Origin of the sequence: Bradyrhizobium sp. IC4059 (assembly GCF_020193615.1) — a bacterium.
In the GTDB taxonomy this organism is placed as follows: Bacteria; Pseudomonadota; Alphaproteobacteria; order Rhizobiales; family Xanthobacteraceae; genus Bradyrhizobium; species Bradyrhizobium yuanmingense.
The window spans coordinates 273,770-298,013 of record NZ_JADYVH010000004.1; the positions used below are offsets into that span (position 1 = coordinate 273,770).

Annotated in this window: 21 protein-coding genes and 1 tRNA gene; 9 read left to right on the forward strand and 13 right to left on the reverse strand. The window is 63.5% G+C overall.

Annotated elements, in window-relative coordinates; genetic code table 11:
* Positions 1 to 127: 127 nt before the first annotated feature.
* Entirely contained in the window at positions 128 to 592 is a 465-nt protein-coding gene (locus I6F12_RS14825; RefSeq protein ID WP_035997846.1) for an Hsp20 family protein, read from the reverse strand.
* 216 nt (positions 593 to 808) lie between these two features.
* Between I6F12_RS14825 and I6F12_RS14830 the strand changes: the two genes are divergently transcribed.
* Positions 809 to 1,756, forward strand: a complete 948-nt coding sequence (locus I6F12_RS14830) for an alpha/beta hydrolase (protein WP_035997802.1) — start codon at positions 809 to 811, stop codon at positions 1,754 to 1,756.
* Positions 1,757 to 1,917: 161 nt separating this feature from the next.
* On the opposite strand, the gene I6F12_RS14835 is transcribed toward I6F12_RS14830, so the two are convergent.
* Both I6F12_RS14835 and I6F12_RS14840 read right to left on the reverse strand, forming a co-directional pair.
* Positions 1,918 to 4,683: a di-heme-cytochrome C peroxidase gene (locus I6F12_RS14835; RefSeq protein WP_225156717.1), complete on the reverse strand. Its 2,766-nt coding sequence runs from the start codon at positions 4,681 to 4,683 to the stop codon at positions 1,918 to 1,920.
* A 184-nt stretch (positions 4,684 to 4,867) separates the two neighbouring features.
* Entirely contained in the window at positions 4,868 to 6,664 is a 1,797-nt protein-coding gene (locus I6F12_RS14840; RefSeq protein WP_057028205.1) for a tetratricopeptide repeat protein, read from the reverse strand.
* Positions 6,665 to 6,885: 221 nt separating this feature from the next.
* On the opposite strand from I6F12_RS14840, the gene I6F12_RS14845 reads away from it, so the two are divergent.
* Entirely contained in the window at positions 6,886 to 7,518 is a 633-nt protein-coding gene (locus I6F12_RS14845) for a LysE family translocator (RefSeq protein WP_225156718.1), read from the forward strand.
* A 54-nt stretch (positions 7,519 to 7,572) separates the two neighbouring features.
* Positions 7,573 to 7,983 carry a GFA family protein gene (locus I6F12_RS14850; protein ID WP_225126470.1) on the forward strand — a complete coding sequence of 137 codons (411 nt, stop codon included), beginning with the start codon at positions 7,573 to 7,575 and terminating at the stop codon, positions 7,981 to 7,983.
* Positions 7,984 to 7,988: 5 nt separating this feature from the next.
* On the opposite strand, the gene I6F12_RS14855 is transcribed toward I6F12_RS14850, so the two are convergent.
* Complete coding sequence (locus tag I6F12_RS14855; RefSeq protein WP_225156719.1) at positions 7,989 to 8,741, reverse strand: sulfite exporter TauE/SafE family protein; 753 nt, start codon at positions 8,739 to 8,741, stop codon at positions 7,989 to 7,991.
* Positions 8,742 to 8,832: 91 nt separating this feature from the next.
* Here I6F12_RS14855 and I6F12_RS14860 point away from each other — a divergent pair, with 91 nt between their 5' ends.
* Complete coding sequence (locus tag I6F12_RS14860; protein ID WP_225111639.1) at positions 8,833 to 9,723, forward strand: LysR substrate-binding domain-containing protein; 891 nt, start codon at positions 8,833 to 8,835, stop codon at positions 9,721 to 9,723.
* A 249-nt stretch (positions 9,724 to 9,972) separates the two neighbouring features.
* On the opposite strand, the gene hisN is transcribed toward I6F12_RS14860, so the two are convergent.
* Positions 9,973 to 10,755: a histidinol-phosphatase gene (gene hisN / locus I6F12_RS14865; protein ID WP_035997821.1), complete on the reverse strand. Its 783-nt coding sequence runs from the start codon at positions 10,753 to 10,755 to the stop codon at positions 9,973 to 9,975.
* A gap of 523 nt (positions 10,756 to 11,278) precedes the next feature.
* Positions 11,279 to 12,169 carry an N-formylglutamate amidohydrolase gene (locus I6F12_RS14870; protein WP_036021434.1) on the reverse strand — a complete coding sequence of 297 codons (891 nt, stop codon included), beginning with the start codon at positions 12,167 to 12,169 and terminating at the stop codon, positions 11,279 to 11,281.
* 333 nt (positions 12,170 to 12,502) lie between these two features.
* Between I6F12_RS14870 and I6F12_RS14875 the strand changes: the two genes are divergently transcribed.
* The 4 genes from I6F12_RS14875 (at position 12,503) to I6F12_RS14890 (ending at position 13,977) form a co-directional block, all read left to right on the forward strand.
* The gene (locus I6F12_RS14875; RefSeq protein WP_007597092.1) at positions 12,503 to 12,862 is read left to right on the forward strand and encodes a response regulator; all 360 of its coding nucleotides are present in this window, start codon (positions 12,503 to 12,505) and stop codon (positions 12,860 to 12,862) included.
* Between the two features lie 74 nt (positions 12,863 to 12,936).
* Positions 12,937 to 13,011, forward strand: a tRNA-Val gene (locus I6F12_RS14880).
* 214 nt (positions 13,012 to 13,225) lie between these two features.
* On the forward strand, positions 13,226 to 13,699 hold the full coding sequence (locus I6F12_RS14885; RefSeq protein ID WP_225156720.1) for an L-2-amino-thiazoline-4-carboxylic acid hydrolase: 474 nt from the start codon (positions 13,226 to 13,228) through the stop codon (positions 13,697 to 13,699).
* A gap of 8 nt (positions 13,700 to 13,707) precedes the next feature.
* Complete coding sequence (locus I6F12_RS14890) at positions 13,708 to 13,977, forward strand: hypothetical protein (RefSeq protein WP_225156721.1); 270 nt, start codon at positions 13,708 to 13,710, stop codon at positions 13,975 to 13,977.
* Here the strand turns inward: I6F12_RS14890 and I6F12_RS14895 are convergent.
* The 3 genes from I6F12_RS14895 to I6F12_RS14905 all read right to left on the reverse strand — a co-directional run bounded on the left by I6F12_RS14895 (position 13,961) and on the right by I6F12_RS14905 (position 16,674).
* Positions 13,961 to 14,818 carry a glyoxalase superfamily protein gene (locus I6F12_RS14895; protein ID WP_249786981.1) on the reverse strand — a complete coding sequence of 286 codons (858 nt, stop codon included), beginning with the start codon at positions 14,816 to 14,818 and terminating at the stop codon, positions 13,961 to 13,963. The genes I6F12_RS14890 and I6F12_RS14895 overlap by 17 nt on opposite strands.
* Before the next feature lie 207 nt (positions 14,819 to 15,025).
* Positions 15,026 to 15,502: an NUDIX hydrolase gene (locus I6F12_RS14900; protein WP_225152957.1), complete on the reverse strand. Its 477-nt coding sequence runs from the start codon at positions 15,500 to 15,502 to the stop codon at positions 15,026 to 15,028.
* Between the two features lie 80 nt (positions 15,503 to 15,582).
* Positions 15,583 to 16,674, reverse strand: coding sequence for an enolase C-terminal domain-like protein (locus I6F12_RS14905; RefSeq protein WP_036021436.1), 1,092 nt, complete (start codon positions 16,672 to 16,674; stop codon positions 15,583 to 15,585).
* Between the two features lie 192 nt (positions 16,675 to 16,866).
* On the opposite strand from I6F12_RS14905, the gene I6F12_RS14910 reads away from it, so the two are divergent.
* Positions 16,867 to 18,429, forward strand: coding sequence for an adenylate/guanylate cyclase domain-containing protein (locus I6F12_RS14910; RefSeq protein WP_035997835.1), 1,563 nt, complete (start codon positions 16,867 to 16,869; stop codon positions 18,427 to 18,429).
* A 201-nt stretch (positions 18,430 to 18,630) separates the two neighbouring features.
* Here the strand turns inward: I6F12_RS14910 and I6F12_RS14915 are convergent, their stop codons facing one another.
* From I6F12_RS14915 to I6F12_RS14930, 4 genes are all read right to left on the reverse strand, one after another.
* Positions 18,631 to 19,857, reverse strand: a complete 1,227-nt coding sequence (locus I6F12_RS14915) for an ABC transporter substrate-binding protein (protein WP_192893389.1) — start codon at positions 19,855 to 19,857, stop codon at positions 18,631 to 18,633.
* Positions 19,858 to 20,280: 423 nt separating this feature from the next.
* The gene (locus I6F12_RS14920) at positions 20,281 to 22,050 is read right to left on the reverse strand and encodes an AIPR family protein (protein WP_225156722.1); all 1,770 of its coding nucleotides are present in this window, start codon (positions 22,048 to 22,050) and stop codon (positions 20,281 to 20,283) included.
* Between the two features lie 207 nt (positions 22,051 to 22,257).
* Complete coding sequence (locus I6F12_RS14925; RefSeq protein WP_225156723.1) at positions 22,258 to 22,434, reverse strand: hypothetical protein; 177 nt, start codon at positions 22,432 to 22,434, stop codon at positions 22,258 to 22,260.
* Positions 22,435 to 23,178: 744 nt separating this feature from the next.
* Entirely contained in the window at positions 23,179 to 24,108 is a 930-nt protein-coding gene (locus tag I6F12_RS14930) for an alpha/beta hydrolase (protein ID WP_225156724.1), read from the reverse strand.
* Positions 24,109 to 24,244 lie beyond the last annotated feature (136 nt).

Consider the following 24,244-nt stretch of genomic DNA (forward strand, 5'->3'; position numbering starts at 1 on the left):
CAAAGGACGGAGAGCGAGGCGACGGTGTTACGCCATCACTGCTCTGTGATGCATTGCAACGAAAAAAACGCCCCGGGGCACCGGGGCGTTTTCGCAACCTGGAAGTCGCCGGGTTTGGTCGCCTGGCTCAGGCGGCCTGCGCGGCGGAGTTCTCGATCACCTGCGCCTTGGCGCCGGCGTTGATCGCGATCTGGCGCGGCTTCTTGGCCTCGGGAATCTCGCGGACGAGGTCGACATGAAGCAGCCCGTTCTCGAGCGAGGCGTCCTTCACCTGCACGAAGTCGGCAAGCTGGAAGGCGCGCTCGAAGGCACGCGCGGCGATGCCGCGGTAGAGCACTTCGGATTTCGAGTTCTCGTTCGCGACCTTCTCGCCCTTGATCGTCAGCGTGTTTTCCTTCGCGACGATGGAGAGCTCATCCTTGGCAAAGCCCGAAACCGCAACGGTGATGCGGTAGGCATTCTCGCCGGTGCGCTCGATGTTGTAGGGGGGATAACCGGGGCTGCCGTCCGAGCTGGCCTGGTCGAGCAGGTTGAAGAGACGGTCGAAGCCGACGGTGGAACGATAGAACGGAGTGAGATCGTAGCTACGCATGGTCAAGTCCTCCATTGAGCGACTGTTGGTAACCCGCCCGCCAATCGGGCCGGGCTTTAGTCTGTGTGCAGCCTGATGTTCCGGTTCCGAAACACTGGTAGCGGCCTGCACGAAGGTGATATGGGTGGAACGAGACGGCGTTCAAGAGGGCGGGACAGGCGCCTTTTCGGCGCTTTGGCCCCTTGATTTGCAGCACTTCCCGCCCAAGCACGCCCAATGACGCTGGTCTCGATTCCCGCCAATCCGGTCCCCGAAAACGTCGTCAGCGGCACCATCAAGACCCCTGATGGCGTCGAGCTGCGCTTTGCGCGCTGGGCGCCGCCGGCGAACCGTAAGGGCACGGTCTGCGTCTTCACCGGGCGCAGCGAGCAGATCGAGAAATATTTCGAGACCGTGCGCGACCTGCGCGACCGCGGCTTTGCGGTGGCGATGATCGACTGGCGCGGGCAGGGCCATTCGTCGCGCCGCCTGCGCGATCCGCGCAAGGGCTATGTGCGCGACTTCGCCGATTTCGAAATCGACGTCGAGACCTTCGTGCAGCAGGTGGTGCTGCCGGATTGCCCGCCGCCATTCTTCGCGCTCGCCCATTCCATGGGCGGCACGGTGCTGCTGCGGGTGGCCCATGCCGGCAAGCGCTGGTTCGACCGCATGGTGCTGTCTGCGCCGATGATCGACCTGCCCGGGCGCACCACCTCGCTGCCGGTGCGTGCGCTGCTCAAGACGATGCGCCTGCTCGGGCAGGGCGGCCGCTACGTTCCCGGTGGCAGCGACCGCCTCACCGGGCTCGAACCCTTCATCAACAATCCCTTGACCAGCGATCCCGTCCGCTATGCGCGCAACGCCGCGATCCTGGAGGAAGACCCGACGCTTGGCCTAGCCTCGCCGACGGTCGCTTGGGCCGATACCGCCTTCCGCGCGATGCACACCTTCAAGCGCGTGAACTACCCCTCCCAGATCCGCCAGCCGATCCTGATGCTGGCGGCCTCCAACGATACCGTGGTCTCGACCGCGGCGATCGAGGAATTCGCCTATCATTTGCGCGCCGGCTCCCATCTCGTGATCGCCGGTGCCAAGCACGAGATCCTCCAGGAGCAGGACCGCTACCGCGCGCAGTTCTGGGCCGCCTTCGACGCCTTCGTGCCGGGCACGCCGCTGTTCAAGTGAGAAGAGATCGGGAGCCTCCACGAGGACGATGAGAATCGGAGTCGAGGAGCGTCCTCATTCTCCGTCATTGCGAGGAGCTCTTGCGACGAAGCAATCCAGGCTATCTCCGCGGCGACAGCCTGGATTGCTTCGCTGCGCTCGCAATGACGAAGCAAGATTCTTTACAGCGTCTTCAGATACTCGATCAGGTCGTAGCGTTCGGCGTCGTCCTTGAACATGCGGCCGATGACGCCGGGGCGCTTCGACTCACCGTCCTTGCGCTCGAAGGAATGGCCGAGCACGCTGTTGCCCTGGATCGGCTTGCCGTCGGAGCCGGTCGCGGAGAACTCCGTTTCACCGGTCTTGCAGCGCTCGTCGGCGGTGACTGCGAAACCGACGCTGTCGGGGTCGTAGTCGCGGCGGCCCATGCAGAATTTTTGCGGACGCTCGTTCTGCGGCTTCAGCAACCAGTACAGCGAAGGCACCGAGCCGTTGTGCAGGTAAGGCGCAGTGGCCCAGATGCCGTTCAAGGGCCGCGCGCGATAGCGCGGATCGGGCGCCGGATTGAGACAGTTCTTGCGCGCCATATTCCACATTTGCGCCCGTTCGGCCTCCGGGATCTTCTCGTCGTCCATCCATTTGCGGGCGACGAGATCGACCACCGTCATCAGCCCGAGTGCATAGACCATCTCGTTGGGCGATTTGCTGGCGGTCGGGATCTCGCACTGCCACCACGTCTGCAGGTCAGCCGTGTTGACTTTCAGAAAGCCGGGCACGTCGACGGTCCGCTTGCTGAGAACGAGGGACTGCTCGGGATCGGTCTTGATCTCGTCGAGCGGGATCGTCACCGCATTCAGCACCTTGCTGTCGCCGCTCGGCTCCCAGCGCTTCGACGACCAGAAGGCCGGGGTGTTGATGTCAGGCAGATGGCATCCGGAGCACATCTCCGCGTAGATGGCGCGGCCGCGTTCGACCCGATCGGGCTTCAGCTTCCAGGCATCGCCGAGGATGTGCGAGGGCCATTTCGGTGCGAGCAGACCGCCGAACTTCGGACCATCAGCCGCCTTGAATGGATCGGGGCCTCTCAGCATGTCCTCGATCCAGCCGAGCGTCCTGATGTTCACCGAGGAGCGCCACAGCCTGTCCTGCGGATAGGCATCGGACAAATTGAGCAGCGCCGTCACGCCGAGGGCTTCGCCGGCGTTGCGGATCAGCGGCTGCTCGATCGAGGCGTCGTACTGGGCGAATTTGAACCAGGGCACCGTCCAGATCGCGGGATAGCTGACCGGCGCGTCCTGGGCGTGCAGGTTCTTCTCGAATCCCTTGACCCCGCTCATTGCGAGGTCCTGCGAAAACACCTGGTTGCCGATGCGGTTGAGGGCATCGAGCCGGCCGAACCCTTCCTCGGTGTCCTGCTGCTGCTTGCCGTCCCAGGTCGTCTTGCCTTCGATCGTCTTCTCGTAAGTCTTGGCCCAGTCGATCAGGAAGCTGCCGATCGTGCTCAGCTTCTGCTTGAGCGCGGCGCGGTCCGCCTTGCTGGCGTCGGGGCCGAGCACGCGATCGGCGAAACGCTGGAAGCGGAACGGGACGTACAGCGTGTAGGCGATCGACAGGCCGGTCGCGAGCTCGAGCTTCTTCAGGTCGGTCATCGCCGGGCCGCCGTCGAAACGGACGTCGATGCCCTGGTAATGGATCTGGCCGGTATGACAGGCGGCGCAGGTCAGTCCGATCATGTCGTCCTCGCGGCGGCTCGTCGCGGGATCGACCACGCCGGTCATGCGCGCGAAGCCGACCGGCAGGCCGTCAACGTTCTCCGCCGGCGTCCAGCGCGTCGACCAGTCCGACGCTTGCGTGGTCTCGTAGACATTGGCGTAGCCGAAGCGGCGCAGCGTCGCCGTGTCGGTCTGGATCGTCTGCGGGCTCGGGATGAAGCCGAAGCGTTCGAGATAGGCGCTGTCCTTGATCAGGCCCGGTTTGGAGAACAGGTGGAGCTGCGGCTGCTCCAGCGCCACGAACCACTCATAGGGCACCGGGAACGTCGCGGTGCCCTGGCTGGCGTGGTGGAACCAATGTCGGTCCTTGAGCGACCAGTTTTGCTCGAGCCAATAGGCAGCCTTGGTTTCGGGCATCGCCGGCAGGGGCGGCGGCAGGAGATTCACCAGCACGCCCTTCTGCGGCAGCATGGCACGAACCTGGTTGGGGAATTCGGCGACCGCGACCAGGGCGACGAGGCCGAGGCCGATGACGAACGCCGTGAGCGCGACCGCCCAGCGAAAGCGGAGCTGGCAGGACGACAGCAGCGGCTGCGATACGATCCGCTGATTGATGCGGTCGGGGAATTGGCGCTGTTCGAACAGCGTGCGCACGTCGGCCACGCTGAGATAGCGCTCTTCGCCCTGCTTGCCCTTGCCGATGATCTTCAAAAGGATGGGCCATTCGAACTTCATCAGCAGCGGGTAGTACCAGCGAGCGGCGCTGCCGGCGCGCTCGAGGTTGTCGCGCATGAAGGTCTTGATTTGCGCGGCGTTGAGGCCGGGCTCGCTGCTGCCGGTGTTCGGGTCGGTGTAGTTCCGGCCGAAGCTCGCGAGCCGCGCGATCTCGTCCTCGTCGATCTTGCCGTCGACGCCGAGGATGCGCGAGCCGGCGCCGCGCTTGTCCAGCGGGCCGCCGCGCAGCGCGTCGAGCTGCGCGCCCGAAAAGATGCTCTTCAGAATGTGCTTGACGCCGTTGGCGATCATCGCGACGCCGCGGACCTGGATGCGGGCCGAGACCTTCTTCAGCCCCGTCTCGCCGGTCGCATTGGCGATGGTCTGCGACAGCGTGTTGAGCGGGACGGTGCCGCCCTCGACGAAGCCTTCGCCGACGAGGCCGCGCAGGAACGGGCAGGGATTGTTCGGCGAGACCGGAATCGAGGGATCGAGGGGCGGCTTCGAAGCGGGGTGATGCATGGCCCAAATCCTGAAAGCAGCGAATCTTGAAAAAGCAGGCGCGCTGTTAGAGCGCGGAAAGTCCTAACAAACCGACAGCACGATATACTACTTCAGCGTGTGACGAGTGTGGCCCATTTCACTGTCGTGTCAACAACGAGCAGGCGGTCGCACGGGAACCACGTCGGGCCTGCGGCCCTTTCGCTCAGGATTCTGCGGCCCGTTTCACGTCGCTCTGCACCAGCGTCAGCTTGCCGAGCGGCACGCCGGCCTTCAGCAGCCCCTCGCGATAATGGGCGATGTCCTCGGGCCGCTTCCAGTGGAAGTTGCGCAAGTGCCTGTCGACATTCAGCGTTGGATAATTTGCCATCAGCACGCGGGCGGCTTCGCTGGCCTCGTCGCTTCGCCCGAGCTGCGCCAACGCCGCGGCGCGGATCGCCAGCGCCTGCATGTGATTCGGGTTGATGTAGAGCTGCTCTCGCGCCCATGACAGCGTCGCGTCATATTGGCGCAGAAGGTAATGACTGAACGCGTTCAGCGCCGCCCATTGATAGCGCGGGTCGCTGTTGTCGCGCTGCGACGCCATCGAGAACAGCTCGATCGCCTCGCGGTGCTCGCCGATCATGAAATGGCAGATGCCGAGCACGCCGCGCGCGCCATTGTCGTAAGGGTTGAGCGCGACTGCGCGCTTGGCGGCGTCCATTGCTGCCTCGTGATGACCCTCCAACGCGTGCGCCCAGGTCAGGATCGAGAACGCAAAGGAGGAGCGCGGATCGAGCCGGACGCTGGTTTCAGCGAGGCTCATCGCCTCGGCCCACATCTCGCGCGTGCCCTTGACCCAGCCGAACTGAATGCTCTGGATCTGGATCGTGGCGAGATAGGCATGCGCGATCGACAGCTTGGGATCGAGCCCGATGGCCTCGCGGAACAGCTCGACAGCGGTGGCCAGATCTTCCTTGGTCTGCCGGTAGTAATGCGACAGCCCCTTGAGGAAGCGGTCCCAGGCGGTGACGTCGGTCGAGAGCCGCGCCGGCGCCGAGGCCTCGGCACGGACGATCTCGGTGGCGATGGCGGCGGACAGGTTGGTGGTGATCTCGTCCTGCATCGCGAACAGATCGCCGATGTCGCGGTCGTAGCGGCCGGTCCAGAGCTGCTCGCCGGTCTCCGGCGCGATCAGCTCGGCGGTGACGCGGATCTTGGCGCCGGCGCGCCGCACCGAGCCCTGGATCAGATAGGAGGCGTCGATCTCGCGCGCGATCAGCCGGGTGCCCACGTTCTTGCCCTTGAAGGCGAAGGTCGAGTTGCGGCTCAGCACCCGGTAGAAGGATTGCAGCGACAGCGCGTGGATCAGGTCCTCGGTGAGGCCGTCGGAGAAATATTCGTCTTGGGCGTCGCTGAGATTGGCAAAGGGCAGCACGCCGACGATGGCCGTTCGGTACTGCTGCGACAGCGCCGAGGCCTCACGGAGCTCGGGGGCAAGCGCCGGCGCCCCTTCGGGCGTCCAGGTAAAGACCCCGATCGCATCCTTGATGTTCTTGAAGCGATGGTTGCCGGCATCGGTCAGCGGCACGGTGAGATGCTTGCTCGCCTCCCGGTAGGCCTTGGCCGAGATCGCGAAGCCGCCGGGGCTCGCCACCGATTCCAGGCGGACGGCGATGTTGACATCGTCGCCGAAGACCTCGTCCTCGTCGGCGATGACGTCGCCCATGTGGATGCCGAGCCGGAACTGCATGGCGCGGTCGGCCGGCAGATGGCGGTTGCGTTCGGCCATCAGCGTCTGCATCGCGATCGCCGCCTCGGCGGCGCCGACGATCGAGGCGAATTCCAGCAGGAAGCCGTCGCCGGTGTTCTTCACGACGCGGCCGCCGTGATTGAGGATGATCGGATGGATCGCGGCGCGATGGGCCTTGAAGGCGGCATGGGTGCCGGCCTCGTCGCTGCCCATCATGCGCGAATAGCCGGCGACATCGGCGCAGACGATGGCGGCCAGACGTCTTTCCATATCCTCAAAGCTCCAAGGGACCAGATGACCGGCCACAGCGTGGCGGTTGCCGCGAATCCCGCATTTCAAGAACCCCACCTTTATAGAGCAGATGCGCCGCAGCGGAAGCATGATCCGCATTGCAAATTCGAGGTAAATCCTGCGCAATCCCGGCGGTGGACGGGAACGGGCGAACCGACTAAGCGGAACCAGGACCGCCAGGACGGCAGCGGAGGACCTTCATGCTGGGCATTCACGAGATCGGGCTTTTCATCCTCTCGGGCGTGCTGCTCAACATCACGCCGGGGCCGGATTCGGTCTATGTGATCGGCCGCAGCATGCAGATGGGCTGGCGGGGCGGCGCCGCTGCCGCCCTGGGCATCAGTTGCGGCTGCTTCGTCCATGTCGCGGGTGCGGCGATCGGGCTCTCGGCTCTGCTGATGGCCTCGTCCACGGCCTTCTCGATCCTGAAGCTGGTCGGCGCGGCCTATCTCGTCGTGACCGGGCTTCAGATGCTGTGGTCGCGCCCGACGCTGGCTTCAGACCTGGACGAGCCGGTGCGGAGCTCATTGCAGCGGGTCTTCCTGCAGGGTGTCTTCACCAACGCGCTCAATCCCAAGGTCGCGCTGTTCTTCCTCGCCTTTCTGCCGCAATTCGTCGCAGCCGATGCCCCGCACAAGCCGCTCGCCTTCCTGACGCTCGGCCTGATCTTCATCTTTACGGGGACGCTGTGGTGCCTGGTGCTGGCGGCGTTCGCCGCCAGAGCCGCCTACCGGCTGCGGCAGTCCGAGGGCGCGATCGCCTGGGTCAACCGCGCGCTCGGCGGCCTCTTCATCTATCTCGGCATCCGCGTCGCCATGCTGGAGACACGGTAGCTCCTTCTAGTGAATGAGAAGCGGTCCGATCGAGGCTGCGCTCGGGAGGTTTCGATGATCCGTGGAAGCTGTCTGTGTGGCGCCGTGCGGTTCGAGATCGAGAAGGTGCGCGCGCTGACGCACTGCCATTGCGTCAATTGCCGCAAGCTGAGCGGCGCGGCCTTCGCCACCTACGCGCATGTCGATGCCGACAGATTTCGCTTCGTGGCGGGCGAGGACATGACGGCATCTTACGAATCCTCGCCGGGCAGTATCCGCTATCGTTGCAGGACCTGCGGCTGCCCGACGCCGGGCAAGGCGAGCTATCTCCCGACCGTCAGCATTCCCGCTGGCCTGCTCGATGACGACCCGGAAGTCCGGCCTCGCCTCCACGTTTTCACCTCGTCGCGCGCGTCGTGGTGGACAATCCAGGACGACCTGCCCCAGCACGAAAAATGGGTGCCGGGCTACGGGCCGAAATCGTAAGGCGCTTAAGCGAATTCTTTCGCCAGCGCGCTGCCGGCGAGGTAAAGGCCGAGCAGGATCATCGCGATCAGGAACCAGCGGCGAAACGCCTCCGCCGGCATCCGCGCCCGCACCGATTGGCCGATGAACATGCCGGCAAAGGCCATGGCGAGTCCGATCGCGCCCGGCACGACATTGGCGGGCGTGAGCAATCCGACCGCGGTCAGGTTGAAGGCGAGCGCCAGCGTCGCGGTGGTGAAAAACACCCCAAGCGCCTGCACCAATTCGTCCTTCTCCATGCCGATCGCCTGCATGAACGGCATCGACGGGATCACCTGCACGCCGGTCGAGGCCGAGATCACGCCGGTGATGACGCCGACCACGCCGCCGACCCATTTCTCGTTCTCGGGCGCGACGCGGAACTGGAACTTGTTCAGGCCGATCACGGCGTAGACGACCAGCAGGGCGCCGAGCACGATCGTGCCGTAGCGCGCATGCGGCCCGGTCAGCGCGCCGGCATTGAGCCAGCAGCCGACCACGGTGCCGATCATCAGCGGCCACAGCCGCTTCAGGATGTCGCGCAGATGAGGGCCGACGAAGGTCTGCCAGATGTTGGTGACGATGGCCGGCACGATCACGATCGCGATGGCGCGGCTCGGCGCCATGCTCACCGCAAGCAGCCCCATCGACACCGTCGGCAGGCCGAGCCCGACCACGCCCTTGACGAATCCGGCGAGCAGGAACACGGCGGCGATGAGGATGAGCAGCGGGTCGATCATGCCAGCACATTGACCGAAGCCGCGCCGGCGCACAATCTGGAGGTTACGGAGAGAGCCTTCGGCCTCAACGAAGGCTCAAGGGAGACATCGCATGCGCTTCGACCTGGTCGATCTCCAGCTCTTCATCGCGGTCGCCGACCAGCGCAGCATCACCCGCGGCGCGGAGCGCTCGCACCTCGCGCTGGCCTCGGCCAGCGCGCGCATCAAGGGGCTCGAGGATACGCTCGGCGTCGCGCTGCTCAAGCGCGGCCGCCGCGGCGTCGAGTTGACCGCGGCCGGCGAGAGCCTGCTCGATCATGCCAGGCTCGTGATCCATCAGATCGACGCCATGCGCGGCGATCTCGCCGGCTTTGCCAGCGGCGTGCGCGCCAGCGTGCATTTTCTCGCCAACACGTCGGGCCTGTCGGAGCATCTGCCGAAGGCGCTCGCCGGCTTCCTGCGCGAGCATCGCGACGTCGCCGTCGACATCGAGGAGCGCGAGAGCACCGATATCGCGGCGGCGATCACCGCAGGCGCCGCCGATCTCGGCTTCGCCGCCGAGCACGCGCTGCCCGAGCATATCGAACGCTTTCCCTTCAGCGAGGATCGCCTGACGCTGGTGACGTCGAAACGCGGCCCGTTCGCCGGCCGCCGCCAGATCGACTTTCAGGAGGCAGGGGCTTGCGACTTCGTCGGGCTGACCAGCGCCACCGCGCTCCAGATGCACATCTCGAAGCACGCCGCGCGGCTCGGCATGCGGCCGCATTTCCGCGCGCGCCTGCGCGACTTCGACGCGATCTGCCAGATGGTCGCGGCCGATGTCGGCGTGGCGCTGGTGCCCGAAGCCGCCGCCCGCCGCTGTGCCAGGACCATGCCGCTCGCCATGGTCCGCCTGCGCGATGCCTTCGCCAACCGCCGCCTCGTGATCTGCGCGCGCAGCTTCAAGGCGCTGCCGAAGCCGGCCAAGCTGCTGGTGGAGCATTTGCGAGCCGAGGCGGTGTGAGGAGCTGTTACCCTCCCCTGGAGGGTCAATCGCAATTGAATTTTGCAGAGGTCGTCATGCCCGGGCTTGCCCCGGGCATCCACGTTCTTTGTGCCGCGTGGAAAGGCGTGGATGGCCGGGACAAGCCCGGCCATGACGCTGCCATAGCGGCATCTCATATGCGATAGCCCTGGCCCTCCAGGGGAGGGTAAGACACGTACTTCGCCATCTCCGCTCCCGCGTCGGTGATGCAAGCCCTCCGCCCGCGCGCTACTGGTTCAAAAGCTTCAACGCTGCCTCGTGCACCCGCGCGTCGCCAGCGGCGATGATGCGGCCGCCGCCCTGGGCCGGCTTGCCTTCCCAGGTGGTGACGACGCCGCCGGCGCCGGTCACGATCGGGATCAGTGCCGCGATGTCATAGGGCTTCAGCTCGGTCTCGACCACGAGGTCGACGTGGCCCGCGGCAAGCATGCAATAGGAGTAGCAGTCGCCGCCATAGCGCGACAGCCGCGCGCTCTTCTCGATGTGGCCGAAGATGGCGCGGTCGCGCTCGTTCATCAGCAGCGGGCTGGTGGTGTAGGTCGTGGCCTCCGACAGCGAAGCGCAGCGGCGGACCTGGAGCCGGCGCTCGCCCGACGGCCCTTTATAATTGGCCGAACCGTTGTCGCCGGAAAAGCGCTCGCCGATGAAGGGCTGGTGCATCATGCCGAACACCGGCGTGCCCTTGTGCAACAGCGCGATCAGCGTGCCCCAGATCGGAAAGCCGCCGATGAAGGATTTGGTGCCGTCGATGGGGTCGAGCACCCAGACATAGTCGGCGTCCTCGCGCTCGTTGCCGAATTCCTCGCCGACGATGCCGTGCTGGGGGAAGTTGGCCTTGATCAGCCGCCGCATCACCGCCTCCGCGGCGCGGTCGGCCTCCGTCACCGGGTCGAAATCCTTGGTCTTGCTCTTGTCGTCGATCGACAGCGAGGTGCGGAAGAACGGCAGGATGGTTTCGCCGGAGGCGGTGGCGAGCCGACCGATGAAGGCGGAGAAGTCGATCACCGTCACAGGCGAAATCCTCGAAGCGAAGTTGGAGAGCTTGCCTCCTGCCTAGCTCAATTCGCCTGCCGCGTGCAGCGCTGTCTTGATGTTGCTCCCTGGTATTTTGGATGCCGCGGCGGGCTGCCCCATTCCAGTCATCTGCTGGCCAAATATCGATCATGGAGTTGAAATCTTAGTTCCGACCTTGCCTTGTTCGTATGCAAATGACTATCAACCCATTGAATTCCCTTATCAAAGAAACTGAATCTGGGTTTCCATAGAAGCAACTGAGCCATGTGCGATTTGCATGGGAAACCGCGCAAAAGCCCTTGCACTTTGTGCGGCGCGGTCGCATATTGTTGCGGTGCGGTAGCGCCTCGCGTTACCGCTGCCCTCCTTGGGCGTTTCCTCCCTAGACTTGGGCCGCTTGCGTCATTCGCGAGCGGCCCTTTTTTCTGAGCCCCGCCGTTTTCATTTGGGACGCGCAAGCTTGCGAAGCGAAAACGCAGTCGCGCGCAAGGCCTCGTCGTTTCAGAGAAGAAGCTTCGTCCTATTCCGCCGCGGCCTGGAACGGGCCGAGATCGGCGAACGGAATCGTGGTCGCCAGCACGTCGGCGAGAACGCCGAAGTCGGAGGCCACTTGCGCAAAGCGAGCGCTGCGCTCGCGCCGCCGCTCGTCCATGTAGATCGCGCGGTTGAGCTCGAGCTGCACGGCGTGCAGGCCGCTCGCGGGATTGCCGTAATGCTCGGTGATGAAGCCGCCGGCATAGGGCTTGTTGCGGCCGATCGAATAGCCGAGCCCGCTCATGGTCTCCTCGACGCGATCGGGCAAGAGCGGCGTGCAGCTGGTGCCGTAGCGATCGCCGATCACGACGTCGGGCCGGCGCGGCTCGTCCCTGCTGACGCCGACCGACGGCATCGAGTGGCAGTCGACCAGCACCACCGTGCCGAACATCTGGTGCACCTTGTTGATCAGCCGGCGCAGCGCGCGATGGTAGGGCTTGTACAGCGTCTCGATCCGTCCCAGCGCATCGTCGACCAGAAGGCGGTCGCGATAGATCTCCTGGCCGTCGCCCACCACGCGCGGAATGGTGCCGAGGCCGCCGGCGACCCGCATCGAGCGCGTGTTGGCGAAGCTCGGCAGCCGGCCAGTGAACATGCGCGGGTCGAGCTCATAGGGCTCGCGGTTGACGTCGACATAGGAGCGGGGAAAGTTGACCCGCACCGTCGGAAAGCCGCGCGCGCTCAGATGGCCGATCAGCTCATCCATGAACGAATCTTCCGACCGTCGCAGCGTGGGCAGGTCGATCCGCGACGCCGCCAGGAATTCTTCAGGATAGGTCGAGCCGGAATGCGGCGAGTTGAAGATGACGGGCGCGCGCCATTCGGCAGGCTCGAAGATCTCGAAGGCTGGCGACATGTCGCCGTCAAAGCGGGTCATCTTCTCAGGCTTCGTCCCTTCGTGCCGCACGATCCGGACAAGCTCCGGGTCCAATGATTCGGCCGATCTCGCGGCTCTTATGTGTCGTCATTGTCCGGAATCGCAACCATTCTGCCAAGCGAAAAGATGTCATGGCCCCTTGGAACACGTCTTAACCGTGCAGGCATCGGGATGGGGACGCGCCGGTCCGGCTCGATTGATCTGGACCTCGTTCCGGTCCACAAAGAGCCGGCAGCGGGGCCGGCGCAGGGTTAAGATTTTCACCCCAAATTTACCCTCTGTCGGGCTTAGTGACCTCTGCTGATATCCTCTGGGGATTCGACGTTTCCTGCCATGCCAAAGATCCTGCTCGCCGAAGACGACAACGACATGCGCCGTTTCCTGGTCAAGGCGCTGGAAAACGCCGGTTTTCAGGTCTCGTCCCACGACAACGGCATGGCCGCCTATCAGCGGCTGCGGGAAGAGCCGTTCGAGATGCTGTTGACCGATATCGTGATGCCGGAAATGGACGGCATCGAGCTCGCCCGCCGAGCCTCGGAACTCGACCCCGACATCAAGATCATGTTCATCACTGGCTTTGCCGCGGTCGCCCTGAACTCGGATTCGGACGCCCCCAAGAACGCCAAGGTCCTGTCCAAGCCGGTGCATCTGCGCGAATTGGTCAGCGAAGTGAACAAGATGCTGGCGGCCTGAATCGGCCCCCTTCCGTCCTTGCGCCGGCTCCCCTGAGCCGTTATAGGGACCCCACCCGACACAAGTGGACTTTAGGGCACGTAGCTCAGCGGGAGAGCACTACCTTGACATGGTAGGGGTCACAGGTTCGATCCCTGTCGTGCCCACCACGCTTCGCCTTCGGCTTCGCGTGGCACAGCCTGGAAGATTGCGGCGAAGCGTGTCCGGCGCAGCTCGAAGAGCGAAGACGGACTGGTGCGGCTTGCTCGAAAGCTTCTAGCCCGTTGCAGCGACGCGCAATCCGGCCGCAGTTTCCCGGCCGCTGTCCCGGATGACCCTGCACTCTATCCGGGCTACAATGACATCTCCGACACGAGGCCGCCCATGACCGTGTCCGTCATCGAGCAAGCGAAGATCCAGGCGCAGGTGCTGGTGCCGCTGATCAAGACGTTGCAGGCCGAGCTCGGCGAGGCGCGCGCCAATGCGCTGGTGCGCAAGGCGCTCGGCGATCTCTATCGCGGCTTCGGCGAGGCATTCTGGAAAACCAAGAACGAGAGCAATCTCGGCAAGGCCGTGTCGTCGGCCTTCAAAACTTATGCCCGCGACGATGCGCTCGCTTATGACGTGATCGAACAGACGGCGGACGCCTTCGCGTTCGACGTGACGCGCTGCGCCTATGCCGAGTTCTACAAGGCCCTGGGCGAGCCCGAACTCGGCTTCCTGCTGATCTGCACCGCGGACTTTGCGACCGCGGAGGGGTTCGGTCCCGACGTCAGGCTCACGCGCACGCAGACCATCATGCAGGGCGCCTCTCATTGCGATTTCCGCTACCGCCGGGATGGAGGCGGATCACAGTGAGAGGAGCGATGCGGACGATCGGTCTCGCCATGGCGATGCTGGCGCTGATGGCGCCGCGCGCCGACGCCGCGATCGTCGACTGGCAAGCCGAGCTCCAGCGCTGCCGCAGCTTGCGCCAGAACGTGGCGCCGCTGCTTCAGGCCGGCGAGGGGATCTCCGCCGTCGGCCGCTCCAGCAGGTCCGTCCGCCGCTGCATCTGGATCCAGCGGATGGCGGTGCGGAAGAGAATTCCCGGCGCGGAGGTGTGTAGCCTGACCGAGCTCATGGCCCCGGCGTGACGAAGGCCGAGATGATCGTGCCGTCGTTGCCGAGCGCGATGTGCCAGTGCGAGGCTGCGCCACCCTGATGCCAGACGGAATAGACGTCCTGTCCTTGTGCGTTCACACCGAGGAATTCGATCGAGGTGATCGGACCCATTTCGGCAAGGCCCGGCTGCAGGCGCGGCAATTGCTTGCGTGTCGCCTCGGCCAAGTCGGCGCTCATCTCGCCGTAATTGGGCTGGCCCGATGCGACGCTCTCGATCAGACGGCGAAGCGCGGCCGCGGTCCCGGGATTGGCGGACCGGCTGCTCATACGAGACTCGATCGCGCGTTGGAGCTCTTGCGCCGTGCTCGTGTCGATGCGTGGCATGGTGTGATCGTTGCCGTGCTGGCGCAGGATCACGGTGGTAGGCACCCCATCCGGCCCGAGGGTAAACCGTAGCTCGACATCGATCTCCCGCGCGGCGAATTCCGTTTCGCCCACCGCGTAATATTGCGCCGAGCTTTGACCGCTCAGCCGTCCGGACAGATGATCCTGTTCACGCGTCACGGTGAAGACGGCGCTATGGAATTGGTATGTTCCGGCATAACGATCCAGCACCGCCTGCGGCAACTGAGTTTCTTTGGCTCTCGAGCGGAGCTGATCCGCAGCATCGGTCTTGGTGCTTTCCTCGTTGCTGCGGCCCGAGCCGGCCTGCTCCGCAGAACGGATTCGGGCCGCCAGGACATTCCAATCGGCCAGCCCGAATAACCTCGCGATGAGCTCGAGGCTCTCGCTGACGGTGAGGGAGACCGATCGGGCGTTGAGGGATTCTCGGAGCGTCTGCGCCATGGCTTTGGCGTCGCGGAAATCGCGCATACTCTGTTCCTTTGCAACATGAACGGAGAATGTCAGGGCTTGCGTTACTGACCCGTTCGCGTGAGCAAAGGAAGCGGGCGGCGGTCCGATACACTTCACCATACCCCGAAGGGCGCAAGCGGCCGGCGGTATCAACCTTTCGAAATTTTGCTTGAGAGCGCCATGCTTGTCAACTGACGTCGTCGGCGTCTCGACATGGATCACGCATCACTCTTCCGTTGATGCACGACGCGCAGGCTGCAGCAGCAAGTCCTTCAGTCCGGTCGGATAGAGCTTCGGCCCGCCGTCCAGGTCGAGATCGGCAAGGTCGAACCACCGCGCGACGATCTGCTCTCCATTGTCCTCGCGGAAGTCGATGCGCTCCCGGCCGGCGAATGCGCCATCCGGAAACGCGACCTCCGCGATGTACATCACCTCGTGCCCGGTCGATCCCTCGTGCACAAAGATGTTCTCCAGCATCAAGGGCTCACCCACGATGCCGACGTCGACGCCGAGCTCTTCGTTGAATTCCCGCACCAAGGCCGCGCGCCAGCTCTCGCCGAACTCGATCTCGCCGCCGAGCGGGCGCACCCCCTTGATCCGCCCCGCATCGTCGCGCACCTCGGCCGCCAGCAGCCGCCCGCCGCGCCAATGCAGGCCGATCGCGACGACGCGGATACCGGGATGTGGGCGCCAAGTGGTCATGGCGGATCGTTAATCCGTGTCGCATGCTTTCGCAACGAGGGACGAGATCGTGTGCTTGCGATGGCGAGATGAGAGACCCGTCACTCCACCAGATACTTCTTCACCGCCGCTTCGTCCCACGCGATCCCGTTGCCCGGCTCCTCGCTCGGCAGCGCAAAGCCGTCCTTGATCTGCAGCCGCGTTGCCAGCACCGCGTCGGCCCAGTCGACATATTCCAGCCAATGCGCGGTCGGCGTCACGCAGAGCAGATGCGCGCTGACTTCAGAGAACAGGTGCGACGACATCTCGATGCCGGCAGCATGGGCAAGCGAAGCGGCGCGGAGCCAGCCGGTGACGCCGCCGATGCGCTGGACATCAGGCATCACGTAGTCGCAGGCCTCTGCCGAGAGCGCGGCTTGCATGGAAAACGCGCTGTCAAAATTCTCGCCGATCTGGACCGGCGTCTGCAGCGCGTCGGCAATGCGGGCGCAGCCGGCATGATCGTCGTGGCGGATCGGCTCCTCGATCCAGCTGAGGCCCTCGTCGTCGAGCATCTCACCGCGGCGGATCGCTTCGGTGACCGTCAGCGCCTGGTTGTAGTCGCACATCAGCGTGACCTCGTCGCCGACGGCCTTGCGCACCGCGCGCACGACGGCGAGATCCTCCCGCGCATCGCGTCGGCCGACGCGGATCTTTGCGGCGTGAAACCCCTCGGCCAGCAGCTTGTGGGCTTCCTCCACCGCGGCGCCTGCCGGCATGATGCCGAGCCCCTTCGAGTTGTAGGCGCGCACCGGCTTCGGCGTGCCGCCGAGCAGGCGGGCGAGCGGCAGGCCGCGCGAGCGCGCCAGCGCGTCCCATGCCGCCATGTCGATGCCGGATTGCGCCAGCCGCTGCAGGCCGGCGAGGCCCAGCAGCGTGAAGCGCTGGCTCAGCTTGCGCTCGATCTCGAACGGCAGCAGCTCGTCGCCGGCGACGAGGTCCGACATTTCCGTGACCATCGCCGCCAGCGGCTTCAAGGCCGAGGGCGTGAGCGAGAACAGATAGGAATGACCCACCGCGCCGTGGTCGGTCTCGCAGTCGATCAGCACCAGCGGTGCCTTGGCGACCGCCCCGGTCGCGGTCTGGAGCGGCAGGTTCATCGGCACGATCACGGGACGTGCCTGGAAGCGCTTGATGCGGACGGTCTCGGTCATGGCTCTCTCCCGGCGGAGCGGATGCAGGTCGGCGCCGATCTTAAGCATCCGTGATCAAACGAAAAGGCGCTTGCTGCGACCACCATAAAATGGGGTTGCGCCGGCCGGCAATTCTTGGCTCTGTGCCGCCGCATGCATTGTCTCGGATTCCGGAAGGATTTGCGACAAAATCGCACAGAACGGAGCCACAGGGTGAAACAAGAGATCTCCGAACAACAGCGCAAGAGTGGCATTCTCACCGGCGCCGTGATCGTCTTCCTCCTGCTCGCCCTGCCGGTCGCGGTGTGGCTGGACCTGACCGAGCTCAGCAAGACGGCGCTGCGCCGGCAGGCGATCGATCTCAACTCGGTGATCACGAGCGTGCGCAGCTACTACGCCTCCAACGTGGTCGGCCGCGTGCTGGCCAATCCGAACGGCAGCACCAAGGTCGTTCACAACTACGAATCCGTGCCCGGCGCGATCCCGATCCCGGCGACGCTGTCGCTGGAACTCGGCCGGGTGATCGGCGCCCAGCAGGAGAACATCACCTATCGCTTCGTCTCGGACTTCCCGTTCCAGAACCGCGCTCCGCACCAGCTCGACAAGTTCGAGAAGGACGCGCTCGATGCGCTGCGCCGGGATCCCGAGCAGAAGATCGTGGAGACCGAGACCTCGCTGTTCAACGACAAGGTCCGCCTGGTTGCGCCCGTCACGATGGGTCCGGCCTGCGTCAGCTGCCACAACAGCCACCCCGAGAGCCCGAAGAAGGACTGGAAGGTGGGGGATGTCCGCGGCATCCAGGAGGTGATCATCGCCCAGCCGATCGCCGCCAACATCTTCTCGTTCAAGTTCCTGCTGGCCTACTTCGTGATCGCCGCCGGGAGCGGACTGGCGTTCCTGTCATTGCAGCGACGTCAGGCGCGCCGCATCAAGAACATGAACAAGGAGCTCGAATCCGCCAACGACTTCCTGGCCTCGCTGTCGATGAAGATCTCGCGCTACATCCCGCCGCAGGTCTACAAGAGCATCTTCTCGGGCCAGAAGGACGTCACCATCCACACCGAGCGCAAGAAGCTCACCATCTTCTTCTCCGACATCCAGAACTTCACCGCCACCGCCGAGCGGCTGCAGCCGGAGCAGCTGACCCAGCTCCTCAACGAATATTTCACGGAAATGTCGGCGATCGCCCACGAATATGGCGGCACCATCGACAAGTTCATTGGCGATGCCATGCTGATCTTCTTCGGCGACCCCGAGACCAAGGGCGATCGCGCCGATGCACAGGCCTGTCTGCAGATGGCCTGGCGCATGCAGCAGCGCCTTGCCGAGCTCAATGCGAAATGGCGGGCGTCCGGCATCGAGCAGCCGTTCCGCTCGCGCATGGGCATCAACTCGGGCTATTGCAATGTCGGCAATTTCGGGAGCGCCGACCGTATGGACTACACCATCATCGGTGCGGAGGCGAACCTCGCCGCGCGCCTGCAATCGATCGCTGAGCCCGGCGGCATCGTCTTGAGCTACGAGACCTTCGCCCTCGTCAGCGACATCGTCCGCGCGCATGCGCTGCCGGCGATCACGATGAAGGGCATCAGCCGCGAGGTGATCCCCTATTCGGTGGATGCACTGAGCGACAAAGCTGCGGAGAACAGCGGCATCATCACCGAACGCGCGCCGGGCCTCGAGCTCTATCTCGATCCCGCCGTGGTGAAATCAGGCGACGCCGCACGCGTGCGCTCGCTGCTGGAGAACGCGCTGGCCTCGCTCAAGCCGGCGTGAGGGGAGCTTCTTACCCTCCCTGGAAGGGGAGGGTCGATCGCGCGCAGCGCGAGCGGGGTGGGGTGATCTCTCAACACGGGCGGTGTCGTATGTGGAGAGACCGTCACCCCACCCCGCTACGCATTCCGGCTCGCTACATGCGTAGCGACCTACGGGCGAGCTACGCTCGTCCCGGACCCCTCCAGGGGAGGGTAAGTGACCTCACCTTGCCGCGCCTTCCGTGAACGCCGTCTCGATCACATCCCCGAACGGCTGCCACGAGCGCCCGTCGAACTGGACCAGCCGCATCTGCCTGATCGGCAGATAGCGATTGGGCGAGGTGTTCATCCTGATGTTGGGCAATGCGACCGAGGGCTGATAGTCCTTGAGCGAGGCCGCCTGGCGCATGATGTTGTCGCGCGAAAAATCGTCGCCGCATTGCTTCAGCACCTGCGTCAGCGCCTCGGCCGCGGCGTAGCCATAGACGGCTGCACTGTTGTTGGTGCTTTCGACCCGATGGTATTTGTCCATGAAGGCGAACCAGTCCTTCATGCCGGGATCGTCCTTCCAGGCGGGATCGCTCGGATCCTTCAAGAACGCCGCCGAAATCACGCCGGCAGAGTTTTCCAGCCCTGCGGGTGCCATCGCGTTGGCGATCGAGGCGGAGGCATCGTTGACGATGAACACCGGGTGCCAATTGAAGGACGCGGCCAGCTTGATCACCTTGGAAGCGGTCGAGGGCACGCCGAGGAAGACGAAGATGTCAGCGCCGGCGCGCTTGAGGATCGAGACGTGTCCGTCGAGATGCGCGTCATTGATGTCGAAGGCGATGCTGACGAGGACGAGACGATTCAGATCGCCAAGGCCCTCCTGAATGCCCTTGTAGAGCATGCGCCCGAACTGGTCGTTCTGCCAGAGCACGACGATCTTCTTCCTCGGATAATAGGCCTGGATGTAATTGGCATAAATGCGCCCTTCCGACCGGAACGACGGCTGCCAGCCCATGGTCCAGGGAAACGCGCTCGGCTGGCTCAGCTCCTCGTCGCCGGAGGCGACGAACAGCTGCGGAATCTTCTTCTCGTTCAGATACGAGCGCGTGACGAGATTACCGGGCGTGCCGAACGAGCCGAACATCAGGTGCACGCCATCCTTCTCGACCAGCTTGCGCGTCAGCTCCAGCGCGGTCGCCGGATCGGAATTATCGTCGCGGGTGATGAAGCGGATCTTGCGGCCGTTGATGCCGCCGCGCGCGTTGACCATGTCGAAATAGGCCGCTTCCGCCTGGCCGATCGCGCCGAATTCCGACAGCGGTCCCGAATACGGCATGACATTGCCGATGCGGATCTCCTGGTCGGTTGCGGGTTGATCCGAGTGCTGCTGCAGCGACATCGCGCCCAGCGATGCGATGGCAATCACCGAAACGAACAGCATCCTGCCGATGACGCGCATGTTCGACGCCTTGTGGTTGGCCCCCAACGAGGTCGGCTCAATCCTCACCAAGGACGATTGATCTAGGTCAAGCGTTTGGCAATCGTGTGGCTGGAGTCGCGCTTCGATGAAAGCGGCAGGCGTGCTGACGCGCCGTCGGTGCGCTGCCGCGAAGGTCTTACGTCATTCCGATTGAGGGGGTGTGCGGTGGCCTCTACCCAAAGGGGAGGGAACTTACCTGCGTGCGCGCTGAGTCCAGGTGATGACAATTCGCTTTGAGCTCTTAAACCCAGCTCTCTCCCTCGCGGCACGCTGTGCTCCCTCCCCTCTTGCGGGTCACAAGTTGGGCAGCTTGATCAGCAGAGGGCCGTTTGATGAGGTGTTCTGCTGATGTGGGCAAATGCTGCGGAGGGTTGATGGTCCTTGAGCGAAGCAGCCTGATTCTCATTCGGCGTTTTCATTTTTGGGCGAGTCATTCCAAGGGAAATTGAAAATGCCTTGTTCAGGAGTAGATGGGCTTGGCTTTGGAGAAGCTGGCTTCTTGTAGTCCACCGCAAGCCTTTCACATTTTGAAAGATTTTTGCTGAGAGGGGCCGGGTAGTCGTTGGGGTGTTCTCGCTCCAGATAGTCGATTAGCTTTTTGAAGACAGGCAAAACGGCGGCTCGCGCAGCCGATACGATTTCTGAGTCCGGTGTATTATCGTGATTCAATGGCTTCACCGAGGGGTCCTGAAATACGAGGTGTAGGATAATTCGATTCATGTGCACTGCTACCAGCTCAGCGCGCGGCAGCTCGGTCATTCTGAGCTTCTGCAATTCCTCGTCCACAGCTCGCATGACTAGAACACATCGCCAGACGCGCGCTGTTGTAAGCTCACTTGGAAAAATATCGGTATAGGGGGCGAGGTCGGTGTTAGCCCAGAGCGCGCCGATCTCTCGTTTGACTTGCACAGCCAAATACACGGACGCAGCGCAGCCAAGCGCCTGCGTAGCTTCAACAATACTGCACCCTTCTTCACCTCTCGGTTCGGGTTCGCCGGATTTATAAACGTACCTACGGCGATCCAAGGCAAAATCAGTTGCAAGTCGAAATTGAAGCGGATCCATCGCGGCGAATTCGCGGTTGCTTACCGCATTCTGTAGATTTGCGGCCCGAGTGATCCGCCTGCCAAAGTCTGGAGGGCATTTTTCTAAGGAGATGATCCTAATCTGAACCCAGCCTGTGGGAGGACTCGATCCATCCGGGATTCCGCCAATGATATTACCAATGCTGCCAACCGTTTGGGCTCCGTTGACGATGCTCACACCGTTGCAAGTAAAAACACCTACTCTGTGCTCTGGGGATCCTGCCAAGCCTCTAATAACGTTGTCGCAGATGACGGTAATACCATTGTTGAAATACCAAAAATGCTCGGGCTCATCGACGAGTGTTTGTTTCAGTGCCTCGTTGACTTCAGAACTGTGATAAAACAAACGCAAATTCTGAGTAAACAGGAAGTTGGCGTGCTTCTTCCACCATTCAGCGATTTCGCCCACGTGCACATAGCCGTAATAGGCGAGAAATGGCTTCTCGACCGATCCCCATTGGTTTAGGCCGATCTGAAGGTTGATTTTTTGAGGTTTTGACTCCGACGTGATTAGTTCGTAGGCGCCAGCCTGATCTAGATGCTCGCCGATAGCGGCAGGGACGGGATCGTTCAGTTCCGCGACTAGATCATCGACGCGTCTAGCGACGTGTGCATGTGTCGGCTGGTTCGCTGAATGAATCGTGATTAGTCGGATCCGGATCTGTCGATCCGCATATAACGCGGTGCGAATCTCTGGCTCCTTGTTTTTGATCTTCTCATTGAATCGATCAAAGCGACAGGAAAGCAAATCCCGGACACCCGCGACAAACTTACCGGTTCCTTCTACGTCGATCGGCTTGTTGCCGGTATCGCTCCATTTAGACTGTACCAAGAAGAGGGTGTCCGTTCTCGGCTCAAACCGGACAGCGTCGATACCGCCATCGTGGAATCCATCTGTGACGGATTCCCCCGCCACGTCAGCCTCAACTCCAGAGAGGCTCTTAATGCATAGCGCGGCTAGCGCCCTCGAAAGGAATGCCTGCCTAGCCTCCTCCTGGGGCTTAGTGACGTAGTCCGACATGTCAATTTTGCCGGTAAACTGCTGTTCCAGAACACTCCGGATCCGGTTCAGCGTGAGCTGGGTCATGACGAAAACATCCCCGGGTTGAGGTCGGAGAGCATATCGCCTAGATCGGCGTTCAATCAACGCCAGAACTTCTATCCTAAAGGCTCAGAATGCGGGCTGCCGAACATTCCAGCCACCAGAAGACCGCCAAACCGGTTCTTCAAACGCGAATGTTCGCCCTTTGGGAGGAGCAGTGTGACCAAATGGTGAGAACATGGTCGCGTCGCCCTACGGCGACCCCCGAGCCTCGAGTTGATGCACCAGCAACAGCATCGGCTCAGCGAGACTGTCGCTGAAGCCGTCCAGTCTGAACGCCGCGGCGATGCCGTCGCCGCTGCGCAGCAGCGTGGCGCACGGACAGTGGCCGGCGCCGCAGAGTGTCTTCTTCAGGGTCTCGGGCTGCACCACACCACGATACTGGCGAGATCGTCCGCGGCCCAGGCCAGCATGGTTGGCACGTCGACGTTGAGGATGCCTGGGAAACCGACTAGTTGTTACACTGGGTGGCGTCGCTGCCGAGATAAGCCTTTCGCTGGCGTCCCTACCCTCGCTCAATCCTCACGATCGTTACGCTCAGAGCCTGCTCGACAACCGATACGAAATCGGCCCTCGTATTGTTGTCCGACGATGGACGCCTCTGGGGCTTCCCAGAAATTGAGAAGGATCCACTGAGGTCGACTGCAGTAGCAGTTCCAAATGCGCATCAGTAATGTTTCTGGGACCTCCACGGCGGCGTGAAAGCGGTCTTGTGTGTAAAATATCCAGCTGCCGGACATCTGCGGCGACCTGGTTAGGCTCCCCGGTGTCGAGAACAGATGAACTTCCCCCGTCACCTTCCGCTTGTCGTCGTTCAACTTGCTCGACCTAACTTCAAGAGCCAGTTCGACGTCGTCCCGCGTAGAATCGTCGCTACGCCACGCCTGCATTTCCAATTGAGCACGAGTGATGATCAACTCGTGAATCAGGGACAGCGCCAACGACATTCGGATTCCCCCTCGCGGGATAGCTCCCTACAACTTAATGAAGAATACAGGGGCCTTCATAGGCCTAGCAACGCGCGAGATCCATGGCGACTGGTATTTTAGGTAATGGAAAGACCCCCTATAAAGAAAGCCTCATCCGAAACTTCCCCTCAGCTCGCAACGCCCGCTACGGCAACCCTCGCGCTTCCAGCTGACGCACCAGCAGCAGCGTCGGCTCCGCGAGGCTGTCGCCGGAACCATCGAGGCCGAAGGCGTTCGCGATGCCGTCGCGGCTGCGCAGCAGCGTGCTGCGCGGGCAATGGCCGGCGCCGCACAGCGTCTTCTTCAGCGTCTCGCCTTGCGCCACGAGGCCGGCGGAATCATCCGCGGCCCAGGCCAGCACGATCGGCACGTCGACATTGAGGATGCCGGGGAATACCGAGCGCTTGTCGTACTGGGTGGCGTCACCGCCGAGATAGGCCTTCTCGCTGTCGCTCGCGTCCTTGCCGACGCGGTAGATTCCGGACACCAGCACCACGCCCGCGACGTCGGCGCCGGCGGTCTGCAGCTCGGGATGCGCCAGCATGGTCGCGACGTGGAAGGCGCCGGCGCCGTAGCCGACCGCGACGATCTCGCGGGCATCGCCGTTGAAGAGGTCGATATTGCCATGAACCCAGGACAGCGCCGCGGCCACATCGGCCGCGCCGGCCGGCCAGGTCGCCGCGGGCGCCAGGCGATAATCGACGCGGACCCCGATCATGCCGTTGCGCGCGGCAAAGCACATCGCCTGGTCCTGGATCTGGCGCGACAGCTCCGGCGCTCCGCGGTCGCCGGTGAAGGTATCTCCCGTCACGAACAGCAGCACCGGCCGCGGCGTGTCGGCCTTGGTTGCGCTGGTCGCGACATCGAGCACATTGGCCTCGCTCTCGCCATAGCGCAGGCCGCGCGAGAAGGTGACCTGCTCGCATAGCCGTGCGGTGCCGCCTGCGGTGGTGTCGGAATCGGTGAGGCCCGCCTGCACGAGACCCGAGGGCGGCCGGAGCCGGCCCGGCACGGGTCCGTGCGCGAAGGCCGTGGTCATGGTCAGAAACAGGAAAAATGTCAGATAATTCTTCATGGATGTGGCGGCCTTGCGGGGCTCCATATCGGCTCGCTGATCTGGCCCGTCTTTCAATTCATCTCATAGTCAGCCGGCCTTGAGGCGAATTCGCGGCACCTTGGATGCGCAGCCGCCGTTTATCCCGATCCGTCAG

Coding starts and splice junctions, on each gene's coding strand:
- I6F12_RS14825 (WP_035997846.1), bottom strand. CDS start 592: ATGCGTAGCTACGATCTCACTCCGTTCTATCGTTCCACCGTCGGCTTC.
- I6F12_RS14830 (WP_035997802.1), top strand. CDS start 809: ATGACGCTGGTCTCGATTCCCGCCAATCCGGTCCCCGAAAACGTCGTC.
- I6F12_RS14835 (WP_225156717.1), bottom strand. CDS start 4,683: ATGCATCACCCCGCTTCGAAGCCGCCCCTCGATCCCTCGATTCCGGTC.
- I6F12_RS14840 (WP_057028205.1), bottom strand. CDS start 6,664: ATGGAAAGACGTCTGGCCGCCATCGTCTGCGCCGATGTCGCCGGCTAT.
- I6F12_RS14845 (WP_225156718.1), top strand. CDS start 6,886: ATGCTGGGCATTCACGAGATCGGGCTTTTCATCCTCTCGGGCGTGCTG.
- I6F12_RS14850 (WP_225126470.1), top strand. CDS start 7,573: ATGATCCGTGGAAGCTGTCTGTGTGGCGCCGTGCGGTTCGAGATCGAG.
- I6F12_RS14855 (WP_225156719.1), bottom strand. CDS start 8,741: ATGATCGACCCGCTGCTCATCCTCATCGCCGCCGTGTTCCTGCTCGCC.
- I6F12_RS14860 (WP_225111639.1), top strand. CDS start 8,833: ATGCGCTTCGACCTGGTCGATCTCCAGCTCTTCATCGCGGTCGCCGAC.
- I6F12_RS14870 (WP_036021434.1), bottom strand. CDS start 12,169: ATGACCCGCTTTGACGGCGACATGTCGCCAGCCTTCGAGATCTTCGAG.
- I6F12_RS14875 (WP_007597092.1), top strand. CDS start 12,503: ATGCCAAAGATCCTGCTCGCCGAAGACGACAACGACATGCGCCGTTTC.
- I6F12_RS14885 (WP_225156720.1), top strand. CDS start 13,226: ATGACCGTGTCCGTCATCGAGCAAGCGAAGATCCAGGCGCAGGTGCTG.
- I6F12_RS14890 (WP_225156721.1), top strand. CDS start 13,708: ATGCGGACGATCGGTCTCGCCATGGCGATGCTGGCGCTGATGGCGCCG.
- I6F12_RS14895 (WP_249786981.1), bottom strand. CDS start 14,818: ATGCGCGATTTCCGCGACGCCAAAGCCATGGCGCAGACGCTCCGAGAA.
- I6F12_RS14900 (WP_225152957.1), bottom strand. CDS start 15,502: ATGACCACTTGGCGCCCACATCCCGGTATCCGCGTCGTCGCGATCGGC.
- I6F12_RS14905 (WP_036021436.1), bottom strand. CDS start 16,674: ATGACCGAGACCGTCCGCATCAAGCGCTTCCAGGCACGTCCCGTGATC.
- I6F12_RS14915 (WP_192893389.1), bottom strand. CDS start 19,857: ATGCGCGTCATCGGCAGGATGCTGTTCGTTTCGGTGATTGCCATCGCA.
- I6F12_RS14920 (WP_225156722.1), bottom strand. CDS start 22,050: ATGACCCAGCTCACGCTGAACCGGATCCGGAGTGTTCTGGAACAGCAG.
- I6F12_RS14930 (WP_225156724.1), bottom strand. CDS start 24,108: ATGAAGAATTATCTGACATTTTTCCTGTTTCTGACCATGACCACGGCC.